Here is a 22,342-nt window from a genome sequence, read left to right as displayed (position 1 = left end):
TAAAACGCATCTTTAATATAGTTCTTAACGTGGTGCATGAAGAAGGTAAAGCTTAATAAGCGGCTTGCTTACCCCAATCATAAATACCACGCTTATAAGCATAAATCAGCATAATCAAGCCGGCAATAATCATCGGTGCACTCAATAGTTGACCTTTGGTCATCCAACCTAATAGTATAAATCCTTGGTCAACATCAGGCTGGCGGAAGAATTCGATGATAAATCGGCTGATACCATAACCTAGTAAGAACACAGCAGATGCAGCCATACGTGGACGCGGCTTTGATGAATACCACCATAAGAAGATAAATAGCAGCAGACCTTCGGCAAAGGCTTCATATAGCTGCGATGGATGACGCGGCAGCACATACTGACCATTAACCTCAATCATTAGCTCTTGCAATTGTGGATTACTCTGTAATTGCTCCATATCAAAGGCAGCGGCTTGCGGAAAATAAGTCAGCCAGTTATAGCCACCGTCTGAGACGCGCCCCCACAGCTCACCATTGATATAGTTACCGATGCGACCAAATAATAAGCCAGTCGGCACGCAAGGCACGATAAAATCGAATACTTGGAAGGCAGTTTTTTTATATTTACGAGCAAAAAACCACATGCCTACCATGACACCAATAAAACCGCCGTGGAAAGACATACCGCCTTCCCAAACTTTTAATAGATAAGCAGGGTTTTGTAATAGCTCGCCAAATTGATAAAACAGCACATAGCCAATACGACCGCCCAAAATGACACCAAGCGCACCATAAAAGACCAAATCGGACACCATATCGGTGGTCCAATTGTCACGTTTGCTGCTGCGATACCAAGCCAGACCAAAAGCTGCAGCAAATGCGAGCAAATACATCAAGCCATACCAGTGTACTTCTACTGGACCCAAGGACAGCGCTACAGGATTATACTGAGGATGAATTATCATAAGGGCATCATCATTATTGGTAATTAAATGCTGTCTATAATAGCAAAATTCATCCCTTGCGAACACTATGATAAATGTATGGTTTATTGAATGAATAGCAAAGCGCTAAAAAAACCGATAAGATGAAAAAAAGCGCATCAACTTCTAAGGAATTATCATGTCTGCTACCGTATCATCACGATCATTTTTGCACGATAAACGGTTAACTACCGCAGTTGATGTGCAATCGCCAAACCTTAAGCTAAACAGATTGCCATTATCTTTATTGTGTATAGTCGCATCAGGCTTCAGTTTTTTTGTGCCAGTGACGGCGCAAGCAGCAACCAGTAGTATCGAACAAATTACCATTTATCAAGGCTTAGCCAGTGTCACGCGTGTACTGCCCATCAGTGGCACAGGTGAGCAGACACTGGTTTTTTCCTGTCTTTCGCCTGCGATTGAACCTGACAGTATTAGTGTGCAAGCACTGGGCAATGTTAATATCGGTGAAGTCAGTATTCAAACCTTGAGTGGCGAGCAAGCAGCGCAGTGCCAGTATCAAGGGGCAGCTAATGTACAGACTCAGCAGAATAATCTAGCGGATATCAGTGCCGAATTGGAAGCGGCACGCCTGACCAAAGCCTATTTGCAAAACCTAACCAAAGTCACGCAAATAAACACCACTGGCACCCTTGCCAATAATGCACGCGACTTAGAAACGCAAGCCGCCAGTATTAACAAAAAAATAGTAGAGCTGCAAAAACGAGAAGCCCGTGCCAATGATGATTTAAATCAGCTGGTCGCTGGCAGTACTTCTTCAGTACAAAGTAATGTCACCCAAGTCAGTGTACGTACCGCTAGCCGTTCTGCTAGTAGTGTTAAATTACATTATCAAGTACGCGGTGCCAGCTGGGAGCCGACTTATCAAGCGCGTTTAAATACCGATAATAAACAGCTCAATATCACCGCCTCTGCCATCATCGCCCAACAAACAGGCGAGAATTGGAACAACGTGCCCGTTATTTTGAGTACTGTCAATCCCAATCAAACGACGACCAGCCAGCTACCAAGAGTCGAACGTTTGTCATTATATGAAGAAGAGCAAGCTAAGTTGAGCCGTTATGCACAACCAATGATGGAAGCTGCTCCAGTGGTTGTTGTTTCTGCCAGCGACAGTTATGGCGGTGCAGGTGGTATGGCGCCGCTACCGAGCTTTACGGTTAGTAGTCAAAATAAAAATGGTATTACCGAGTATCGCTTACCGCAGCGCGTCAGTATTCCAAGTGATGGCAGGCGTGTACGCACTATTATTGATGAGCAGTCTGGCACCAGTAAGTTATGGCTACGGAGTACACCGAGCGTAGAAGCTGCCGCTTACTGGTATGCGTCTGCGCCATTTTTGACGCCAGCTTGGGCAGATGGTTCATTGCAACTGTATCGCGACGATAACTATGTTGGTCAGTCGCGCTATGATTATCAGAGTCTAAAAGAGCAGGGGATTGGTTTTGGTGTTGATCCGAGCTTGCTTGTAAAACCGCTGACTGATGAAGACAAAAAAGGCGATAAAGGCGTGTTTAATCGTCAACAAACCAAGACCATCACTCAGGCGTATCAATTTACCAATCAGCACAATCGTAGTATGCGCATGCAAGTGTTAGGCACAGAACCCTTGAGTAGCGATGACAGCATTAAAGTAACCGCGACGCATACACCAGCGATTAGCAAAAAAGATTGGAATGATAACAAAGGAATGGTAGCGTGGGAGTTCGATTTACCGAGTCAACAATCTCAAGTCGTGCAGTCAATCTATCAAATTAGCTATCCTGCGGATAAAAAATTAAGCACGAATTAATGTTAAATCAGAACCATATAATCGATTCAATTTAAAAAATACAATCCTGATGGGAATGCTGCTGGGATAAATTTTATGAAGCCTCTGGAGTGCGAAGCGCACAGCAAGCGAGGAAAATTTATCCCAGCATAACCCTATTTTGAACGACTCTATTTTATATTGAAATGACTATATAACAATCATATAAAAGGAATTCTATGTGTATTGTCGCCATTGCTTGGCAGTTATTTGATGAGCTGCCTTTGGTTTTATTTTCCAATCGCGATGAGTTTTTACAGCGCCCCACAGAACCACTACATCAATGGGAAGATAAGCCTATTTTTGCAGGGCGTGATGCGCAAAGTGGCGGTACGTGGTTAGGAATTCACCAAGAGCAGCATGCTGACTTTTATAAGCAAAATGGTCGCTGGGCGGCAGTATTGAACTTTCGCGATGGTGTGCAGGCAAGTAATGATGAGCGCTCACGTGGTGAATTGGTCGCTGATTTTTTGACCAGTTGCTTAAGCCCGATGGAATTTGCACGGAAAATCAGTCTGCAAGAATATGCTGGGTTTAATCTGATTATCGGCGATAGCAAACAAGCGGTTGTCGTTAATAACCGTGGTCATGCACCAACACCCTTATATGGAGGCTTGCACGTATTCTCTAATGGTCAGCCAGAAGAGGGTTGGTTTAAGACAGAGCGTTTGCGTGGCAGGTTACGTCAAGAAATATTGCCATTAATTAGCGAAAATAGTGATGCGAAATACTGGCAAGACGCTACTTTTAAGGTATTGTCCGATAATACTCAAGCACCAGAAGAAGAGTTACCAAATACTGGTATCGATATCAAAATAGAGCAAGCGCTGTCTTCGATTTATATTGAAGGTGCCAATCTTACTGGCATTGCTAGTAAGGAGGCTGCCAATAATGCCGTGCCAAGCTATGGTACAAGGACACAAAGTATTTTAACGTTACGGCGAAATACTATTAAAGATTCAGGCATTCAAGCTGAAATCGTCAGCCGTGAATGTACTCATTAGCTATTAACAAAAATCCAGTGAGAAAAAAATACCGTTAGTCATATTAAATATCACTAACGGTATTCGTTATTGTGCTAATTGCATTAAAAATTGGTGACTTTATTCCACCAACAAATGGTTGTTTTGTTCCGGAATAATAAGCCCTTGTTGAAGCGGTAGCTCGGGCACCAATTCTTGTAAGGCGCGACGATATACGCTGCGTTTAAAGTGAATCACTTGTCCAAGTGGATACCAGTAGCTGACCCATTGCCAGTTATCAAACTCTGGTTTTCCCTCATCAAAGCGGATGTGTTGGGTATTTGGCTCATCTAAGCGTAGCAAAAACCATTTCTGTTTTTGCCCAATACATAAAGGGTACTGTCCATGACGCACATAGCGTTTTGGCAGACGATAACGCAACCAATCTTGCGTAACCGCTAGCAAATCGACATGACGCGGATGTAGACCGACCTCTTCCCAGAGCTCGCGATACATCGCATCCATCGGCGTCTCCCCACGGTCGATACCGCCTTGAGGGAACTGCCAAGCGTTGTGACCAATACGTTTTGCCCACAGAACTTGCCCTTGTGTATTTGCCAAGATGATGCCGACATTGGCGCGAAAGCCGTCTGCATCTATCATGACGTAACCTTTTAAAATGTTTAAAAATAGCTTATTTCAACAAGGCACAGTGACAGCAATCATAATTATTATAGGGTGATTGCTATCGATACTTTGGCAAAATAAGATTCATTACCATCATTAAACCAAGAAAAGAGCAAAATGTGTAACAGTATTTTGCTATAAAATGTTTCACAGCTTTAATGATTTAAAATCAAGAGGTTATATAAATATATTTAAGCAGACTTTTGTATATTTTTTAGCTAAGTTATTTTGCTGTCAAAGTTTTTGCTTTAGTGTCTTATCGTTATAAGTGCTTACTTAATAATATAAGTAATAATACGAGTTTTTGATTCATTAATGCAGGTTTTAGCTTATGCTACACTAGTCATATTTTGCTTATCTTAATCAACGATAAAGTATTAAATCGATAAAGCTATTCTTATATATTGAACCAATAATATCGAACAAATAAGAACCTATTATTAAATAAAACTAGGAATATTAAAAATGTCAGAATCTAAAGCAAGTGTCACGTGGCAAGAAAACAAAGCTTTTATGGGCGTATCACCGTCAGGTCATAATGTACAAATCGATGCTGATAAAGAAAAAGGCGCCAGTCCAATGGAGCTGATTCTACTAGGGCTTGGTGGTTGTGCTAGCTATGATGTGGTGGCGATTTTGCAGAAATCGCGTCAAAATGTGACTGACGTACTTTGTGAGCTGACTGCTCAACGTGCCGAAACCGTACCGGCTGTCTATACTGATATTCATATGCATTTTGTCGTGACCGGTCAAGATGTCAAAGAAAGCCAAGTAGAAAAAGCCATAAAATTATCCGCAGAAAAATACTGCTCAGCCAGTCGTATGTTAGTACAAGGCGGGGTCAATGTGACGCATGACTTTGAAGTTATCGCAGGATAAAGGCGAATATATTGATGAATTTATTCTTAGGGTTGGTCTCTGATACTGCATCGTCAGCCATTTGGGCGATGGTCGTAGCAAGTTTATTACCGCTTGCCATGGCGTTGACAGCGAAAGCTATTGGCGGCTTTAATTTGGCTGACAATGCCCATCCACGTGATTTTTTACAGGGTACGACGGGTGCTGCTGCACGTGCTAATGCCGCGCAGCAGAATAGCTATGAGACTTTACCGGTATTCTTAGCTGCAGTCTTGGCAGCGATGCTGTTTTTTGTGCCACAGCTGATTGTGAATACATTGGCTTGGCTATACGTGCTCATTCGCATTGGTTTTTGCGTCGCTTACGTCACTAATTTGGCGATGTTCCGCTCTATCCTCTGGGGTCTTTCTATTGCCTGCTGTCTCATGCTCTTTTATTTAGCTATTCGAGTCAGTGTATAGTAGCAGTTGATTGAAAATACTAATGCTTATAAGATAAAAGCAGCTAACGTTACTGTGCACTCATCTGTAGTGCGCTAATGATAGCTGCTTTATTTTTCTCTCTTTTAATACTGTCCCATAATATCTTCGCCTCGCTATAGCCTTTGGTGAGCATCGCTAACCATTGTTTATAACGACCGACCAATACAATATCGCTTTTTGCTGTGCCTTGCAGAAATTTAATCTGATGCGCAATCAGGTCTTGCCATAATAATGTTGTTTCATTGTTTAAAGTCTGACTATGTTCTCTATCAACCTGTGCAATTAAGTCGGGACGGGTAACTGCACCGCGACCCAACATCAAATGCTCTGTACCCGATTGCGTCATACAATTTTGTGCGTGCTCTGCATTCCATATTTCGCCATTGGCAATGACTGGAATATCGAGCGCATTAAAACTTTGAATCTTGTCCCAATAGGCTGGCGGCTTATAGCCTTGGGTTTTGGTTCGTGCATGAACAGTTAGCCAATCAGCACCACTGTCTTTAATCGCGCCGCGAATATCATCCATGAGACTGGTATCGGTATAACCTAAACGAATTTTGGCTGAGACTGGAATGTCGGCAGGTACCGCTTGACGCACCGCGCTGATAATCTGATACATGGTTTCGGGTTCATCCAGTAATACCGAACCACCACGGTGGCTATTGACAGTCTTGGCAGGACAACCAAAGTTGATATCAATGGCAGGTGCACCAAGCGCACAGGCATATGCCGCATTGTCTGCCATGAGTTGCGCTTCACTACCGAGCAACTGGATATGAATCGGTGTGCCACAGGCAGTCTTGGCATCATGACGCAATTCTGGAACGTATTTATAGAATACATGCGCGGGTAAGACATGCTGAGTCACACGGATAAATTCGCTAACCGACCAATCATAAGGGCAACCCAAGTCTGATGCAATTTGCGTGAGGATTTGCCGCATTAACGGGTCGGTCAAACCTTCCATTGGTGCAAGGAGTCGGACAGGATTGGCAAATAGATTTTGTATTGTTTTTTGACGTATTTGAAGTTGCTGACTATTATTCATGCTTGTTGTTCACTGCTAAAAGGGTGCTATTAAAGGATTGCCATAAAGAAAGGTAGGCTAGAGGTTTAGAGTGGCAAATACAGAGAGTGACTAACTGAGGAAAATTAAGTATTACCAAAAATAACTTTCTTACCTGTCTGCAATCCTGATATTAGATCTTTAATATTATGAATATCTAAATTGCTCTGGGCACGCGTGCAAGCGACGTAGAGCAAACGCAACTCTTCAGGGCTTATTTTTACCGCATTGGTCGTCACATCATAATAAAAATCATCATCGAGCTGTACTTTTCCCCATTCGAGCCCTTTCGCCTTATGGGCAGTGGAGATAACATAGTCAGCATTTTCGATACTGGTTAGGCTATTAACTGCTTGGCTTAATACATTGGTGCCATGATCATCGACCAATTTCACCAGAGTTTTTAGATCACTGCCTTCATTAGTTTCAGAATACTCTTGAACGTCACCCCAATTATAAAAATACGCTAGCTCGGGCACGCCATAAGCAGACTTGCCATTTTTTAAGTTTTCGGCTGCCTGACAAAATTTAAGCATACGATCGGTATCAGCTTGTAGCGCCACGCGGTGACCGAGCTTGAGTCCAGTCAATAGTTGCGACATCGCAGCAGCATTGGTGCGACATAGAATGGCGTCTTTTTTACTGTGTACCATGCCTTTGTCGGTGGAGGATTGCTTATTCGGATTGCCTTTTAACGGGACATCTTCTTGCAATGCTTTGAGCAAAGTATTGGCAATCTCAGCAATCGGTTCGCCAAAACGAAACGACTGGGTCAATAAGGTTTGTGGCAATGGCAATTTTTTCATTGCATTGACTGCGCCGCGCCATTCATAAATCTGCTGATGAGCGTCACCTACATAAATCACTTGCCGTGGCTGCTGGGTCAAGATTCCCATCATCAATGGATCGGCATCTTGGGCTTCATCAAACAAAATAAAATCCGCTGGAATGCTTGGCTTCGATAATGCCCACAATTTAAGATAAATATCATGCCCGATACCAGCTGGATGGCGCGCATCAATTGACTGTAGCCAACGCTGCTCGACGGCAGGGTAGAGCATTTCACGCAACTGTTCGGCATCTGACTCATCGAGCCAGCTTGGAAATTCGATATGCCTTGGTGCAGGATAACTGGCATGGGTGCTACAAAAATTGCTGACAGCGTCACTGACAAACCGAGATAGTCTAGCTGGTGTGAGGGTAATGTATTTATTAATGCCATCCATTTGCCGACGTACTTGGACGGGCTGCAAACCCAAATCATCACCCAGACGTTTGGGTGAAAAACGCGGCAACGACAGCTTAGCTGTGATATCACGGGCGACATGACGATAAGCAAGCGAATGAAAGGTGCGACATTCCACGTGCGGTGGAAACTTTGAGCGAGCATCATTGGCAATTGTTTTGTTAAAGGCTAAATATAATCCACGTCCACGCAAACGCTCACCAATCAGTTTTAAGGTCGTCGTTTTACCAGCACCCGCATACGCCACCACTTTAAATGACTTGTGGTCCATCGCCATGTTGAGCGCGCTCAGTTGCTCATCAGTGGGATCGCTCATATAAGCTGGCATAGATGCGGACATAAAAAATTACCTAAAAGAGTAAAACGGATCAAAAATGACGGGGGTAAAAAAAGCCACTGCATAGACAATGGCTGGCTCGTCATATGAAATTGCAAAATACTTGCAAGTGCACATGACAATAATAAAAAAACTGATAGAAAATAAAGGTGGAAATAAGCAGGTTATATTAACAGATTAGCACGTTGGCTGTTTTTGGAATAAGTGTCTGACAAGTGATGTTATTCTTTATTTAACCCTGTATCGCTTGCTAAGGTAGGACTGTGTTCTTCTTTAATTAATATTTTCGCTAAAAATAATCCTAGCTCAAATAGTAGCCACATCGGAATGGCGAGCATCAACATCGACACCCCATCAGGCGGTGTAACGACCGCAGCAACGGCAAAACAGCCGACAATAATATAACGACGTTTATCTTCTAAACTCTGAATGGAGACGACGCCAGTCAATATCAATAGCAAGGTGACGACTGGAATCTCAAAGGTTAAACCAAAGACCATAAAGAGTTTAAGTGCAAAACTTAAATAACTGTCGATGTCGGTCATCGGCAAGACGTTCTGCGGCGCGAACATAATAAAGAACTTGAGAACCCCTTTAAGGACAATAAAATAAGAGAAAGCCACACCCGCATAAAATAAAAATATAGAGGACATCAAAACGGGAATCGCGATTTTTTTCTCTTTTTTATATAAACCGGGTGCTACAAACGACCATATTTGATAAAGAATATAGGGCATTGCAAAAAATGCAGCGACGAAAACAGTCAGACGTATCGGTGCCATAAAGTTGGAGGTGATATCCGTCGCGATCATCGTTGAGTTGGCAGGCAACTGGGCAACCAATGGGTCGGACAAAAAATCATACAGCTCGCGGGAAAATCCGACCAATGCTAAGAATATTACCAGTACGGCAACACATATCTTAATCAAATGACGACGCAGCTCAATCAAATGCTCGGTAATCGGCATATCGCCAAGTGAGCTTAGGATATCGCCAGAGTCGTCAGTATTGCTGTCGACATTATCATTAATGGTAGCTGTTGAGGTCTCGATATCTGAATCCGCAACTTTTTCTTGACGGCTTTTTTTACGTTTAAATAAGCCCACTAATTACTCTCCTGCGCACTAACAGAAGTCTGTTTGGGTAAAGGACTGTCTAGATGGCTGTTTAGTAAGATATCGGCTTTATAGTTTGGCAAGTAAGGCGGTTGCGGCAAACGACGCGCTTTATCATAAGCACCAAGACGAAACCACATGTTTTCCCACGGTCTAGTTGTGATGGTTTGAATCACTGGATTGGCGTTATCATTAAAATCAGTTTTTAGACTGTCGTTATCACCTTGTGCCGATGGCTGCTCAGAGCTTTCTGGTTTCTCAGCCTGTCTATTACTATCGTAGGCATAGTCAAAGGATTTTGGGCTCACTGGTCGATTATCATCATTCTCACTACTGGCTTGGCTACTTTGCCTGGGCTTAGCGTCATCGACTAGATCACGCGATGCCTTTAAATGCTGGTTTTTCGAGGATTCAAACTCTTGCATACTGCCGCGCATTTCTGCCATTTCACGGCGCATTTCTGCTTCAGTCTGGCGAATTTTGGCCAGCTCTTTTTGCATTTGCTGGCGCGTCTCAGCTAAGTCAAGTTCCGCTTCGATTTCAGATTGCAAAGTAGAAACCGTGCGGCGAATTTTGGCATACCATTGCCCAGCGGTACGCGCCGCTTGGGGCAGCTTTTCTGGCCCCAAGACGATTAAGGCAATGACGCCAAAAAGCAATAATTCAGAAAACCCAATATCAAACATAATGTTTCGATGTCACTGTCTAGATGCTATACATTATGCGTGTCATCAACCTTAGTGGTTGTTGGGCGCTCTTCAGTGTGTGCGTTGCCATCATGGTCGAGCACCACTTGCTTTTTGGCATGTTCAGTATTTTCATCTTTGACGGCTTCTTTAAAACCTTTGACCGCGCCGCCCAAATCTTTACCAGCATTTCTCAGTTTGGAGGTGCCAAATACGACAACCACCACCACCAATAAAATCAGCCAATGCGTAATGGAAAAACTGCCCATAATGCTATCCTTATGTCTTGGTTTTCAGTCTTTATAGGAATATGTTGAGTGTATAGAGTATTGTGATCGTACACAAAAGCTATCGACAGCTTATGCGAAGTAACACGTCACACTATTATAACCTGCTGTTATGACAAAAAGGTGAAAGCAACAATAATCAAACAGGGTAATGGCTAATCTTATAAAACGCTATCGAGCCGCCTTTTCATCAATACCTGAGAGACCAAAGCGTCGACCTAGCTCATTTAATACTGCCTCTGATTCGATATCGAACCAAGCCAAACCTACTAAAGTATGGAACCAAACATCAGCGACTTCATAGATCAGCTCATGACGCGCTTCGTCATATTGGGCTTTATCCGTATTTTCATTGCAATTGGCAAAGTCTTTAGCAGCGATGATACTTTCAGTACTTTCTTCACCGACTTTTTCTAATATTTTATTCAAACCCTTGGCGTATAAGCTTGCTACATATGAGCTATCGGCATCCGCTTGTTTGCGTTCTCCTAATACTTTATCAAGCTGCTGCAAAATGGAATGAGTGGTAGCAAGGCTGTTATTTTGATGGCTGTGTGAATGGTCTATATTTTCCGCCGCCGCTTCATTAATTTCAGGCGTGGCTTGTGTTACTGTATTTGAATGATAAATATCAGCAGGATCCTTCAATACTTTATCAACCGTTTGCCACTCAGGCGTTTGCCCTGATAAATCCAAACGCTGATAGAAGCAAGACTCGCGACCAGTATGGCAAGCGATACCGCCAGCCTGAGTGACACTAAGTACAATCACATCTGCATCACAGTCCAAGCGAATATCATGTACGGTCTGAGTATGACCCGATGACTCGCCTTTATGCCACAATTTGGCACGTGAGCGCGAAAAATAAACCGCTGTCTGCGTTTGTGCGGTTAATTGTAGGGATTCGGCATTCATCCACGCCATCATCAAAATACGCCCAGACTTATGATCTTGAGCAATTGCAGGAATCAAACCATCTGCATTAAAATTTACGGCAGCCAGCCAAGCAGGTGAAGTCATAATCTTGTTGCCATCTTATAGGTAGAAAATAATAAAAAGTCGCTAAGTATTCGCTAAATAATAGTTATTCAGCCTATCTGTCATTTATGTAAGCGTTTTATCAACACGCAGTCTCTACTTAAACACAGCTTAAGCTGACATTCAATATGTTAAATCAGTAAATACAGCACAATTATACTCGAGCTGAATTTTGATACAGCAAGAATTGCAAATTAACAGTGTTTTTAATTCGCCTAGTTTGTTTTCAGCTAGCTATCGCTTGTGGCTGCTCATTTTTTGCTGCTAAGCGTGTGCTTTAAGTGGCTAATAATCAAGTTTTGGAAGACGAAAATAAGCAGCAAGGTATTTGTGATTAGAAAGAACAACATACGCTAAACAGCGTTAAAACTTTCCTTGGCAAAACAGCGCACGATCTGTTAAAATGTCGCCTCCCACCTCGAGGCAAATAGAGGTTTGGTGCCTGTTTTTACAGCCACTAATCATTATTTACTATTTGACGACCAGGTTCTAAAACAGAAAAAGAGGCAAATCATCATGAAAAATAAGATGAAAACCAGAAGCGGTGCAGCTAAACGCTTCAAAAAAACAGCGAACGGCTTTAAGCGTAAGCAAGCATTCAAAAGCCATATTTTGACCAAGAAATCACCTAAGCGTATTCGCCAGTTGCGTGGTCTTAAGTTGGTGCACAAGTCTGACGAAGCAGCAGTTCGTCGTATGTGCCCATACATTTAATAGGCTATCGTCATTTATCTTTAATTAAGCGCTGTTTAATGAATAGCGACTGAATTAAAAGTATATGACTTTGCAATTTGATAACGATGTCTATTATCCGATGACATCGTGATTCGTTTAATAATGATTAAAAATATCTTGGAGTAATTTATGGCCCGTGTAAAACGTGGTGTACAGGCGAATCGTCGTCACAAAAAAATCTTAAAGCGTGCAAAAGGCTACTACGGTGCCCGTTCACGTGTTTACCGCGTAGCGGTACAGGCAGTGACCAAAGCTGGTCAATATGCTTATCGTGACCGTCGCAACAAAAAACGTACTTTCCGTCGTCTTTGGATTGCACGTATCAATGCTGGTGCACGCTTAAACGGCTTAAGCTATAGCCGCTTTATCAATGGCATGAAAAAAGCTAACATTGCAATCGATCGTCGCGTACTTGCTGACATCGCTATGCATGATGCAGCGACTTTCACAGCGTTGGTCGAAAAAGCTAAAGCGGAACTGGCATAAATATTAACTTTCCTTTAGGTAGGCTGCTTTTTAAATAATTATTGATAAGTAGTTATCTACATGGATAGGAATAATATTGATTAATAGGTTGATATTAATAAAAGCTACCGCTGGTCGGTGGCTTTTTTTATATCACATTGTCTGACTGCCTACTTTTAATACCAGAATCACATACGCTGTTATAGGATAGCGTTTATCATCGTCTAAATATTCAAGCCATTCATATCATTGAAATTATCATCACATGAATGGGTAAATGATTTGCAATATTTGGTCAAATCCCTACAATTACCTATCACTATTATTAATAGTCCGTTTAAATCAGGAAGAATGCGTCTTATGACTACCCCTGCTGCTACCACCGATTTGTCGGCGCTACCGACCTTGTCAACAGAGCTAAGCGAGCTTAATGAAGCTCAGCTAAATGAGTTGGCCAGTGCCGCTGAAGCCTTGATTCTAAAAGTAACTGATGTGCGTACGTTGCAAGATTTGCGGGTGCAATTGACCGGTAAAAAGAGTCCCTTAACTGGCTGGTCAAAGCAGATGGGTAAACTCAGCAGCGACGATAAAAAAACCTACGGCGGCTGGTTGCATCAAGTCCGTAGCCGTATTCAAGATGCGTTGACAGAGCAGCAGCAGCAGCTAGAAGTGGCTGCACTAAATGCCAAGCTTGCAAGCGAAAGCATTGATATCACCTTGCCTGCTCGCGGTGGTCAAAAAGGTCATTTGCATCCCGTGACCATGATTACCCAACGTATGCAGCAGTATTTTATACAAGCGGGTTTCAACGTTGCTACTGGTCCTGAAGTTGAGAGCGATTACTATAACTTTGAAGCGCTCAATATTCCGTCGCATCATCCAGCACGTGCGATGCACGATACCTTCTATTTTGATGCGCATTACCTACTGCGTACGCATACCAGCCCCGTGCAAATTCGCACCATGGAAAAAAATGAGCCGCCGATTCGTATTATTTGTCCCGGTCGCGTCTATCGTAATGACTCGGATCAAACCCATTCGCCGATGTTCCATCAGCTAGAAGGTTTAATGGTTACCGAGTCGAGCACTTTTGCTGAGCTAAAAGGCTTGATTAGTGAGTTCTTGGAAGCGTTTTTTGCCAAAGAGCTAACCGTACGTTTCCGCCCGTCATTTTTCCCATTTACCGAGCCGTCAGCTGAAGTCGATATCCTAGATGATAATGGTAAATGGCTTGAGGTCATGGGCTGCGGTATGGTGCATCCACAAGTGCTGACCAACTGCGGTATTGATGCCGAAAAATATACTGGTTTTGCTTTTGGGATGGGGATTGAGCGCTTTGCGATGCTGTACTACGGTATCGATGATTTGCGCCTGTTTTTCCAAAACGACGTACGCTTTTTAAAGCAGTTTGGCTAGAGTGCTCTTTGTTTATATAAAAAGTGCTCCTTGTTAATATAACAAGTTAATGTGCCAACCTTTACTTCAAAATATTTATTATAAAATTCTGATCCGAGATACTTATGAAAATTAGCGAACAGTGGCTACGTCAATGGGTAAACCCAAACAATAGCAGTGAGCAGTTGGCTGAACAACTCACCATGGCAGGGCTAGAGATTGATGATCGCTATGCGGTCGCCCGTGCCTTTAGTGGTGTGGTCGTTGGTGAAGTTATCAGCGTCGAGCAGCATCCAGACGCTGATAAGCTACGCGTCACACAGGTCAATATTGGTGCAGCTGAGCGGTTACAAATCGTTTGTGGCGCGCCCAATGTGACTGTCGGTATGAAAGTGCCTGTTGCGACTGTTGGTGCCGTTTTGCCAAGTGATGACAAAAAAGGCTTCACAATTAAAAATGGCAATCTACGTGGTATCGATTCTAACGGTATGCTCTGCGGCGCTTCTGAAATTGATTTAGTCGATGACATTGATGGTTTGCTCGAATTGCCAGCTGATGCGCCAATCGGTATTGATATCCGTGAATATCTAGGCTTAGACAATCAAATATTGGATATTTCTATCACGCCAAACCGTGGTGATTGTTTTAGCGTACGTGGTATTGCGCGCGAGATATCAGTGATTAACGATTTGCCGTTACAAATGCCAAATATCCCTGATAATATCGATTTCACTCAAAACGAAGTGATACCAGCTGTAACAGTCAGTGCTGTAGAAGCTTGTCCACGCTACCTTTTACAGTCGATAAGCAATATCGATCGTACTATCGATACGCCAAAGTGGATGCAAGATGCGCTGGTTCAGTCAGGACTACGCTCGCACAACTTTTTGGTTGATGTGACCAACTATGTATTAATGGAATTGGGTCAGCCGCTACATGCTTTTGATGCCGATACTATCGAGGGCGATATCGTTGTGCGTTTGGCACAGCCTGAAGAAACCATTACTTTATTGAATGAGCAAACCATTACCTTAACCGGTGATGAATTGGTCATTGCTGATGATAAAGGCGCACTTGCACTTGCTGGAATCATGGGCGGTCAACGCAGTAGTGTGACTGATAGTACCACCAATATTGTGTTAGAGAGTGCCTTCTTTAATCCATTGGCTATCGCTGCACGTGCACGCCGTTTTGGTCTGCATACTGATGCCTCACAACGCTTTGAGCGTGGGGTAGACTTTGAATTGCCAGCGCTTGCTTTAGCGCGTGCTGTTGATTTGATTACTAGCGTTACTGATGGGCAAGCCGGACAAATAGTAAAAGCGGAAAGCAGTAAGCACCTACCGGCACGGGCACCAATCACTTTACCAATTGCTAAAGTTCGTGATGTCATCGGTATTGAGATTGAGCCAGCAATGATGGTGCGTATCTTAACCCAATTAGGCTTTAAGGTAGAGCAGCAAGCAGATAGCCTAATTTGTATGCCGCCATCATATCGCTTTGATATGAGCATTAAAGAAGATTTGATCGAAGAGGTTGCTCGTATCTATGGCTACGACAATATCCCAAGCATCTTGCCACACCTGCAAGTCAGTATGGATTATGACGATACGGCAGATTTGACACACGAGATGAAGCTTTCGCTAGTCGATAATGGCTATATGGAAGCGATCAGCTTTAGCTTTAGTGACGCAAAAATAGAAGCCTTGCTCGATGATAAAGCCCTAGGAGAAGTACTGGCACTGGCCAATCCTATCTCTAGTGACTTAGCCGTGATGCGCCGTACTTTGCTATCAAGCTTATTGCCTTGCGTGCAGTACAATCTTAATCGTCAGCAGCCGCGCGTTCGTTTCTTTGAAACTGGGCTTAGCTTTGTTGGTCAAAGTATTAGCGAGTTAGTACAAACGCCAAGTATTGCATTAGTAGCAGTCGGAGATGTTTGGGACGAGCAAGCGTATCAAAACCGTGCGTTAGACTTTTATGATCTTAAGCATGATATTGAGCAATTATTACCTGCGCAAGTGGATGGTGCGCGTATCCGCTATGAGCGTAGTGAGCTAGCTTTCTTGCATCCGGGTCAAAGTGCCAAGCTTTATATCGATGATCAGTATGTTGGCTGGTTAGGGCAATTGCATCCTAATACCGCTAAACAGTTGGATCTGCCAGCTACGTGGGTTGCGCAGTTGTCATTGGCACCGTTACTAACGCTTGCTCGTGAACAGCATGCCATTACTACTCCAAGTAAGTTCCCGCAAGTACGCCGCGATATTGCTATATTAGTAGACAGCGATATCAGCCTTCAAACCCTAGAGTCAACTATACGTAAGGCATCAGGTGCACTCTTGACTGATCTTTGGCTGTTTGATGTATACCAAGGCGAAAAAGTGCCAGCAGGTCAACGCTCATTAGCATTTGCCTTGATATGGCAAGATAAAACGCAAACCTTATCGGATGACGCTGTAAAAACGGCCACTGATAAAGTGGTACAAGCATTAACGGTTGAGCATTCAGCACAGCTACGTGACAGCTAACCTCTAATCAAAAAAGACAAATACTCTATAGCCTCAATATAAATGAGGCTATGGATTTTTGCTATTTATAAAAATTATTAACTGATAGAAGATTTTATTCATAGAGTAAGTTAAGTGGTTATTAATAAAGGATTTTAATGCAGACTTTATTAAAAAGACGCACAAAAACCTTTATAATAGCTAACACTAATTCTCATACCGCTAAACCATGATATTCGACATCACGACATAGCATAGGAGTCGTACTGTGAGCACCTTAACCAAATCTGACATGATCGAGCATTTGATGAATCATCTAAACCTAACGCGCCAAGAAGGTCGCTGTTTGGTAGAGAATTTTTTTGACGAACTGTCAGAGAGTTTGATTGATGGCAAAGAGGTCAAGCTTTCAGGCTTTGGCAACTTTGAGCTTAAAGACAAAAATAGTCGCCCAGGACGCAACCCTAAGACAGGGGAGCCCGTCGCGGTATCAGCGCGCCGCGTTGTGACCTTTAAAACAGGACAAAAATTTCGTCAACAGGTCGATGAGCGCCTATTTGACCAATAATAGTAGTGGGTAAGATTAAAAGTGATGGTTCGCAGTTGTCTATTAAATCGACTGTTATAGCCATCATTTTTTTATGCGACATTGTCTCAGTTATATAAAACACAAATTGCAGGCATAAAAAAAGAGAGCATAGGCTCTCTTTTTTTAGTACAGTATTTTTATTTATAAAAATAAAAATTACTGAGCTGGTTGCTCAACTACAACTTCGTCAGCTGCGTCTACAGCTGGAGTTTCGCTAGCTACGTCAACGCTAGTAGTAGTACCGTCTACAGGTACTTCAGCATCGATTTCGTCAGTAGCAGTAGCAAGTTGTGCATCAGCGATATCAGCTTCAGCGCCGGCAACAGCAGCTTCTGCTTCAGCAGGAACAGCTTCGCCAGCAGCAGCAGCTTCGTCTAATTGCTCAGAAGCATCAGTTACTTCTTCTTGAGCGTCAGATAAATCTTCAGCAGCGTTTTCTTTGTTGCTATCACAGGCAGTTAAGCCCATAGTTGCAGTCATGATACCAGCTAGAGCAAGTAATTTTAAGTTCATAAGGTTTTCTCCGGGATAATTAAATGAGCAGTAGCAGCAAAAAAGGTTGAACATCCGAGATGTCTCAGATATTCAACTAGTCTTAGTCACAGCTACTCAGCTTTCACGCATTCTATATGATTTCTTTCTGCATAGAAAGAGGTTGTACAATTAAGTTACAATAAAATTGTAAATAGGGTTTTATTTTACTTATTTTACATAATTATCCATACAAAAAGTCAAATTAATCGACGTATAATCAACGACATCTGCTTATTGCAGAGAAATTTCTTATGTCTGGTACTTTGTATCTGTTTGCGCTATTTATGACAGCATAATAAAGAAGATAGCGGATACATAAGTAATGCTCAATGGTAGTCATAATAACTGGCTGTAAATATAAAAAAGCGCTAAGTGTTTTAAAACAGTTTGTAGTCTGTGGCAGATGAAATTAGTAAAGGTTATCAAAATGTGACATCAAAGGATTGAGCTAAAAACTATATAACATGAATCATGATCGATATGAGTGGCATAAGATATCGTATTTTTTTGGGAGAAGGATTATGAAATGGCAAGGCAGACGTGGCAGTACTAATGTACGCACTAGTAGTGGTGGCGGTAAACTAATGGGCGGTGGTATCGGCGGTATCATTATTGCTGGTATTTTATGGCTAGTGTTTGGGGTAAATCCCATGACCGCATTGCAGACAGGTCAAGAGGTCGCAGGCGGTGGTAATACATCTACTGAACCAGCTACCAGTGACGATCGGGATACACAGTTTGTCAAAGTTGTCCTAGCGGACACTGAAGAGGTTTGGCATCAAATATTCAATGAGGGTGGTAGTACATATAAAGAGCCGTCACTGATTTTGTTTAATGGGCAAGTCAGTTCTGCTTGTGGTAGTGCCAGCTCAGCGACTGGTCCTTTTTATTGCCCAGGTGATCAAACAGTCTATTTAGATACGTCGTTTTTCGTAGAGATGCGTCAAAAGCTTGGTATCTCTGGTGATATTCAAAACTCAGGGGATAGTGACAATCAGAATAAAGCGGGCGATTTTGCCCAAGCCTATGTGATCTCCCATGAAGTAGGTCACCATGTACAGACTTTGCTTGGTATTACTCAGCAAGTAAATGAAGCCAGCCGTCAAGTGACTCGGGCCCAAGCAAATAAATTGTCTGTACTACAAGAGCTACAAGCTGATTGCTTTGCTGGTGTTTGGGCGCAGCGCAATCAAGAGCGCGTACAGTTTTTAGAAGCAGGTGATATCGATGAAGCTATCAATGCTGCTAGTCAGATTGGTGATGATCGCTTAGCGCGTGCAGGAGGCGGGGCGGTAGTACCTGATAACTTTACTCATGGTACTAGCCAACAGCGTGTAGAGTGGTTTACGCGTGGTCTAGAGAGCGGTAATGTGCAAACTTGTGATACGTTTAGCGGTGCTTTATAGCACTGACTATTATAAAACCAGTTATATTGATTGGTATGATCAATAGTTAATATAGTAATCATTAGACACAAAAAAGCCTGCAATCAATTGCAGGCTTTTTTTGTCAGCTAGTTGGCTAGGTAATATCTTTCATTAAAATATATGTGCCAAAAGAGCTGCTTAAAACTGATTATCTGGTTTGATCATAGATATAACCACCAGCGCCGCCAATAGCAGCACCAGCGATTGCACCACGAGCGATATCTTTGCTATCGCCTTTACTTTTGATCAGTGCACCGGCAGCAGCGCCAGCAGTGGCAGCTTTAGCTGTATTACTTAGACCAGTGCTATATCCGTTAGTAGCACAGCCACCCATGATAAGAGCAGAGCTAGTTAGAGCCGTCATTGCGATAGTTTTAGCAAGTTTCATAATATCACCTATTAAATCGTCAAGTTTAAAATACTAAGTATACAGTATATATTTCAGTATGTTCTTAACCCTTATAGTAGCCCTTATATATAAATCTGGTCGTAGTAAAAACGCTAAGCTTTGCAAGTAAGCTGTAAATTATGTTGCCTCACTGTGTCATTGGTAGTGCCTTTGCTTAGGGTTATTGTATTTATCCTGATAGTAAGCTAACTGTTCTCGACGCGAATTATTCCTAATGATAGAGCCAATAGTAATAAAAACAAAAAGACCGCCTTATAGGCAGCCTTTATGAGTAAAACGTCAATTATTTATATAACTTTATTGTCGTAAAAGATTTAAAATCAATTTTGTGATTTACGCTTCATTTGCTCAAAAAATTCATCATTGGTTTTGGCTTCTTTTAAGCGATCCAATAAGAACTCAGTTGCTTGTACACCATCCATCGGCTGTAGCAATTTGCGCAGGATCCAAACTTTACGCAGCTTATCTTCATCAAGCAGACGTTCTTCACGGCGTGTACCCGATTTTTTGATATTAATGGCAGGGAAGACACGCTTTTCTGCCAAATCACGCTCAAGGGTAATCTCTTGGTTACCGGTACCTTTGAATTCTTCAAAGATAACGCTGTCCATTTTACTACCAGTATCAATAAGGGCACTGGCGATAATGGTCAAGCTGCCGCCTTCTTCAATATTACGAGCAGCACCAAAGAAGCGTTTTGGGCGCTCTAACGCATTGGCATCCAAACCACCGGTTAATACTTTACCTGATGAAGGAATAACAGTGTTATAGGCGCGGGCAAGACGGGTAATCGAGTCAAGCAGAATGACCACATCTTGCTTATGCTCAACCAAGCGCTTGGCTTTTTCAATGACCATTTCAGCCACTTGTACATGGCGCTGTGGCGGCTCATCGAAAGTTGAGGCAACCACTTCACCGCGTACAGTACGTTCCATCTCGGTGACTTCTTCTGGACGCTCATCAATCAGCAGCACAATGAGGTAGCATTCAGGATTATTACGAGTGATCGATTGTGCTATTGACTGTAGCAGCATCGTTTTACCCGCTTTGGGCGGTGCCACAATAATAGAGCGCTGACCTTTACCAATCGGTGCGATCAGGTCGATAATACGACCAGTCAAATCTTCAGTCGTACCGTTACCTAGCTCAAGCTTTAGCTGCTCAGTTGGAAATAATGGCGTTAAGTTTTCAAAGATAAGCTTATGACGTGAGCGGTCTGGCGTATCAAAGTTGATTTCACCGACTTTTAATAGTGCAAAATAACGCTCAGAGTCTTTTGGTGGACGAATCGTGCCTGCGATACTGTCACCAGTTTTTAGACTAAAACGGCGAATTTGGCTTGGGCTGACATAGATATCATCAGGACCTGCTAAATAAGAGCCTTCAGATGAGCGCAAAAAACCAAAACCGTCAGGGAGCACTTCAAGCACACCATCACCATAGATGGCCTCACCGTTACGGGCATGAGTTTTTAGAATGGCAAAGATAATGTCTTGTTTACGGCTACGTGCCATATTATCAAGACCCATCTCTTTAGCGATGGCCAGTAGCTCAGCGATTGATTTTTTCTTTAATTCAGTAAGATTCATAGATAGGTCGTTAGCAGTTGATAAGATGAGAGATGCCATTATTCACAAATCACGACAGTGATTAAAACAATGTTATTAGGGCGATAGAGGGTATATATACAGAGTTAAAATTTATGTAGTTTTGATTTTATGTGTCAGTTTATGAGCTTGTCGCAAGAGAGGCAGACAAGTTATAAAAGGTGAAGATAAAGAAATCTACATAAGAGTCTGCGTCAAAAACTCAATATCAGTCATTGTGTTTAGTCATTCGGTCAGTAGTGGTATTTAATAATGACGATGGTGTTTTTGTTGATAAACACGAGGAGAATAGCGACAAGATATTTAGGAGAGCCATTAGTGTTCTCTTATCAGCAGACTATACGGGCTTAAAGATAGTATTGTCAATAATTTTTGCCAAAAAAGTAAAGTAATCTAGCTTTTTGCTCATAAAATCAATAAAAAAGCCACTATCTGTGTCAGATAATGGCTTTGACGTTTACGATGTTTTCAGCGCTTTTACTAAGAATGACCAAAGCAAGCATGCGTTAATTTATAGATGCTTATCTAATACTTTTGCCAATTCAGCTTTTGGCTGTAAGCCCATGACTGAATCCACTTTTTCGCCACCTTTAAATACGAATAGGGTAGGAATGTTGCGGATACCAAAGCGGCTTGCCGCTTGTGGGTTGTTATCAACGTCAACTTTAACGATTTTAACTTTACCTTGGTACTCAGTCGCTAAATCTTCTAAAATAGGTGCGATGGCTTTACAAGGACCACACCATGTTGCCCAAAAATCAACTAATACTGGCACGTCAGATTGTAAGACGTCTTGGTCAAAGTTGGCATCAGTGGTATTAACAATAAGGTCTGACATAATTTTTCTCTCTTGTTTTATTATATGTGTCACCATTTATCGATAAAACAATAAATGTCATACCAAAATGATGACCAGCTAACGAATGTTAAGAATGTGTATAAATCTGCCATTATATTAACATGTTTGCCTAAAGTTGACAGACGTAGACTGGTTAAATTGTTTAACAATTACGATTAGCACAATAAATCGACACATAAGGATACAGGGTTGGCTTTTATCTGTTACCTACTGTATTGATTTCTGCTTTTAACTGCTCGTTAAGATTACTTGCATTTTG

Annotated in this window: 22 protein-coding genes; 10 read left to right on the top strand and 12 right to left on the bottom strand. The window is 42.3% G+C overall.

Annotated elements, in window-relative coordinates; genetic code table 11:
- Nucleotides 1-52: 52 nt before the first annotated feature.
- Entirely contained in the window at nt 53-937 is an 885-nt protein-coding gene (gene lgt / locus PSYCG_RS12030) for a prolipoprotein diacylglyceryl transferase (protein ID WP_011514620.1), read from the bottom strand.
- A 157-nt stretch (nt 938-1,094) separates the two neighbouring features.
- Between lgt and PSYCG_RS12025 the strand changes: the two genes are divergently transcribed.
- Nucleotides 1,095-2,768 (top strand): DUF4139 domain-containing protein, encoded by a 1,674-nt coding sequence (locus PSYCG_RS12025; RefSeq protein WP_020444420.1) that lies wholly within the window; start codon nt 1,095-1,097, stop codon nt 2,766-2,768.
- Nucleotides 2,769-2,965: 197 nt separating this feature from the next.
- On the top strand, nt 2,966-3,790 hold the full coding sequence (locus PSYCG_RS12020) for an NRDE family protein (RefSeq protein ID WP_020444419.1): 825 nt from the start codon (nt 2,966-2,968) through the stop codon (nt 3,788-3,790).
- A gap of 99 nt (nt 3,791-3,889) precedes the next feature.
- Here PSYCG_RS12020 and PSYCG_RS12015 read toward each other — a convergent pair whose 3' ends face one another.
- Nucleotides 3,890-4,411 carry an RNA pyrophosphohydrolase gene (locus PSYCG_RS12015; protein ID WP_011514617.1) on the bottom strand — a complete coding sequence of 174 codons (522 nt, stop codon included), beginning with the start codon at nt 4,409-4,411 and terminating at the stop codon, nt 3,890-3,892.
- 489 nt (nt 4,412-4,900) lie between these two features.
- Between PSYCG_RS12015 and PSYCG_RS12010 the strand changes: the two genes are divergently transcribed.
- Together PSYCG_RS12010 and PSYCG_RS12005 are read left to right on the top strand one after the other, a co-directional pair.
- Nucleotides 4,901-5,314 carry an OsmC family protein gene (locus tag PSYCG_RS12010; RefSeq protein WP_020444418.1) on the top strand — a complete coding sequence of 138 codons (414 nt, stop codon included), beginning with the start codon at nt 4,901-4,903 and terminating at the stop codon, nt 5,312-5,314.
- Between the two features lie 14 nt (nt 5,315-5,328).
- A complete protein-coding gene (locus PSYCG_RS12005) occupies nt 5,329-5,754 on the top strand; it encodes an MAPEG family protein (RefSeq protein WP_020444417.1) in 426 nt (141 codons plus the stop codon).
- A 49-nt stretch (nt 5,755-5,803) separates the two neighbouring features.
- Here the strand turns inward: PSYCG_RS12005 and PSYCG_RS12000 are convergent, their stop codons facing one another.
- The 6 genes from PSYCG_RS12000 to hisIE all read right to left on the bottom strand — a co-directional run bounded on the left by PSYCG_RS12000 (nt 5,804) and on the right by hisIE (nt 11,535).
- Entirely contained in the window at nt 5,804-6,826 is a 1,023-nt protein-coding gene (locus PSYCG_RS12000; protein WP_020444416.1) for a tRNA dihydrouridine synthase, read from the bottom strand.
- A gap of 104 nt (nt 6,827-6,930) precedes the next feature.
- Complete coding sequence (locus tag PSYCG_RS11995; RefSeq protein ID WP_020444415.1) at nt 6,931-8,430, bottom strand: UvrD-helicase domain-containing protein; 1,500 nt, start codon at nt 8,428-8,430, stop codon at nt 6,931-6,933.
- Between the two features lie 218 nt (nt 8,431-8,648).
- On the bottom strand, nt 8,649-9,533 hold the full coding sequence (gene tatC / locus PSYCG_RS11990) for a twin-arginine translocase subunit TatC (protein WP_020444414.1): 885 nt from the start codon (nt 9,531-9,533) through the stop codon (nt 8,649-8,651).
- Nucleotides 9,533-10,228 (bottom strand): Sec-independent protein translocase protein TatB, encoded by a 696-nt coding sequence (gene tatB, locus PSYCG_RS11985; RefSeq protein ID WP_020444413.1) that lies wholly within the window; start codon nt 10,226-10,228, stop codon nt 9,533-9,535. Before tatB ends, tatC begins: the two co-directional genes overlap by 1 nt.
- A 26-nt stretch (nt 10,229-10,254) precedes the next feature.
- On the bottom strand, nt 10,255-10,497 hold the full coding sequence (gene tatA / locus PSYCG_RS11980) for a Sec-independent protein translocase subunit TatA (RefSeq protein ID WP_011514610.1): 243 nt from the start codon (nt 10,495-10,497) through the stop codon (nt 10,255-10,257).
- 189 nt (nt 10,498-10,686) lie between these two features.
- A complete protein-coding gene (gene hisIE, locus PSYCG_RS11975; RefSeq protein ID WP_020444412.1) occupies nt 10,687-11,535 on the bottom strand; it encodes a bifunctional phosphoribosyl-AMP cyclohydrolase/phosphoribosyl-ATP diphosphatase HisIE in 849 nt (282 codons plus the stop codon).
- 534 nt (nt 11,536-12,069) lie between these two features.
- Between hisIE and rpmI the strand changes: the two genes are divergently transcribed.
- From rpmI to PSYCG_RS11950, 5 genes are all read left to right on the top strand, one after another.
- Entirely contained in the window at nt 12,070-12,267 is a 198-nt protein-coding gene (rpmI, locus tag PSYCG_RS11970; protein ID WP_011514608.1) for a 50S ribosomal protein L35, read from the top strand.
- A gap of 150 nt (nt 12,268-12,417) precedes the next feature.
- Nucleotides 12,418-12,774, top strand: a complete 357-nt coding sequence (gene rplT, locus PSYCG_RS11965; RefSeq protein ID WP_011281252.1) for a 50S ribosomal protein L20 — start codon at nt 12,418-12,420, stop codon at nt 12,772-12,774.
- A gap of 339 nt (nt 12,775-13,113) precedes the next feature.
- On the top strand, nt 13,114-14,169 hold the full coding sequence (pheS, locus tag PSYCG_RS11960; RefSeq protein ID WP_020444411.1) for a phenylalanine--tRNA ligase subunit alpha: 1,056 nt from the start codon (nt 13,114-13,116) through the stop codon (nt 14,167-14,169).
- 104 nt (nt 14,170-14,273) lie between these two features.
- On the top strand, nt 14,274-16,679 hold the full coding sequence (gene pheT / locus PSYCG_RS11955; protein ID WP_020444410.1) for a phenylalanine--tRNA ligase subunit beta: 2,406 nt from the start codon (nt 14,274-14,276) through the stop codon (nt 16,677-16,679).
- Nucleotides 16,680-16,926: 247 nt separating this feature from the next.
- Nucleotides 16,927-17,226, top strand: coding sequence for an integration host factor subunit alpha (locus PSYCG_RS11950; RefSeq protein ID WP_011514605.1), 300 nt, complete (start codon nt 16,927-16,929; stop codon nt 17,224-17,226).
- Nucleotides 17,227-17,403: 177 nt separating this feature from the next.
- Here the strand turns inward: PSYCG_RS11950 and PSYCG_RS11945 are convergent, their stop codons facing one another.
- Nucleotides 17,404-17,760: a hypothetical protein gene (locus PSYCG_RS11945; protein WP_020444409.1), complete on the bottom strand. Its 357-nt coding sequence runs from the start codon at nt 17,758-17,760 to the stop codon at nt 17,404-17,406.
- Nucleotides 17,761-18,302: 542 nt separating this feature from the next.
- Here PSYCG_RS11945 and PSYCG_RS11940 point away from each other — a divergent pair.
- Nucleotides 18,303-19,187, top strand: a complete 885-nt coding sequence (locus PSYCG_RS11940; RefSeq protein ID WP_020444408.1) for a neutral zinc metallopeptidase — start codon at nt 18,303-18,305, stop codon at nt 19,185-19,187.
- A 169-nt stretch (nt 19,188-19,356) separates the two neighbouring features.
- Here the strand turns inward: PSYCG_RS11940 and PSYCG_RS11935 are convergent, their stop codons facing one another.
- The 3 genes from PSYCG_RS11935 to trxA form a co-directional block, all read right to left on the bottom strand.
- Nucleotides 19,357-19,596, bottom strand: coding sequence for a hypothetical protein (locus tag PSYCG_RS11935; RefSeq protein WP_011514602.1), 240 nt, complete (start codon nt 19,594-19,596; stop codon nt 19,357-19,359).
- Nucleotides 19,597-19,937: 341 nt separating this feature from the next.
- The gene (gene rho / locus PSYCG_RS11930; RefSeq protein WP_020444407.1) at nt 19,938-21,206 is read right to left on the bottom strand and encodes a transcription termination factor Rho; all 1,269 of its coding nucleotides are present in this window, start codon (nt 21,204-21,206) and stop codon (nt 19,938-19,940) included.
- 529 nt (nt 21,207-21,735) lie between these two features.
- Entirely contained in the window at nt 21,736-22,062 is a 327-nt protein-coding gene (gene trxA / locus PSYCG_RS11925; protein ID WP_020444406.1) for a thioredoxin, read from the bottom strand.
- Between the last annotated feature and the right edge of the window lie 280 nt (nt 22,063-22,342).

The organism is Psychrobacter sp. G (assembly GCF_000418305.1).
In the GTDB taxonomy this organism is placed as follows: domain Bacteria; phylum Pseudomonadota; class Gammaproteobacteria; order Pseudomonadales; family Moraxellaceae; genus Psychrobacter; species Psychrobacter cryohalolentis.
The sequence above is the reverse complement of the archived record's forward strand: the minus strand, read 5'-3'. Positions and strand labels throughout refer to the sequence as shown.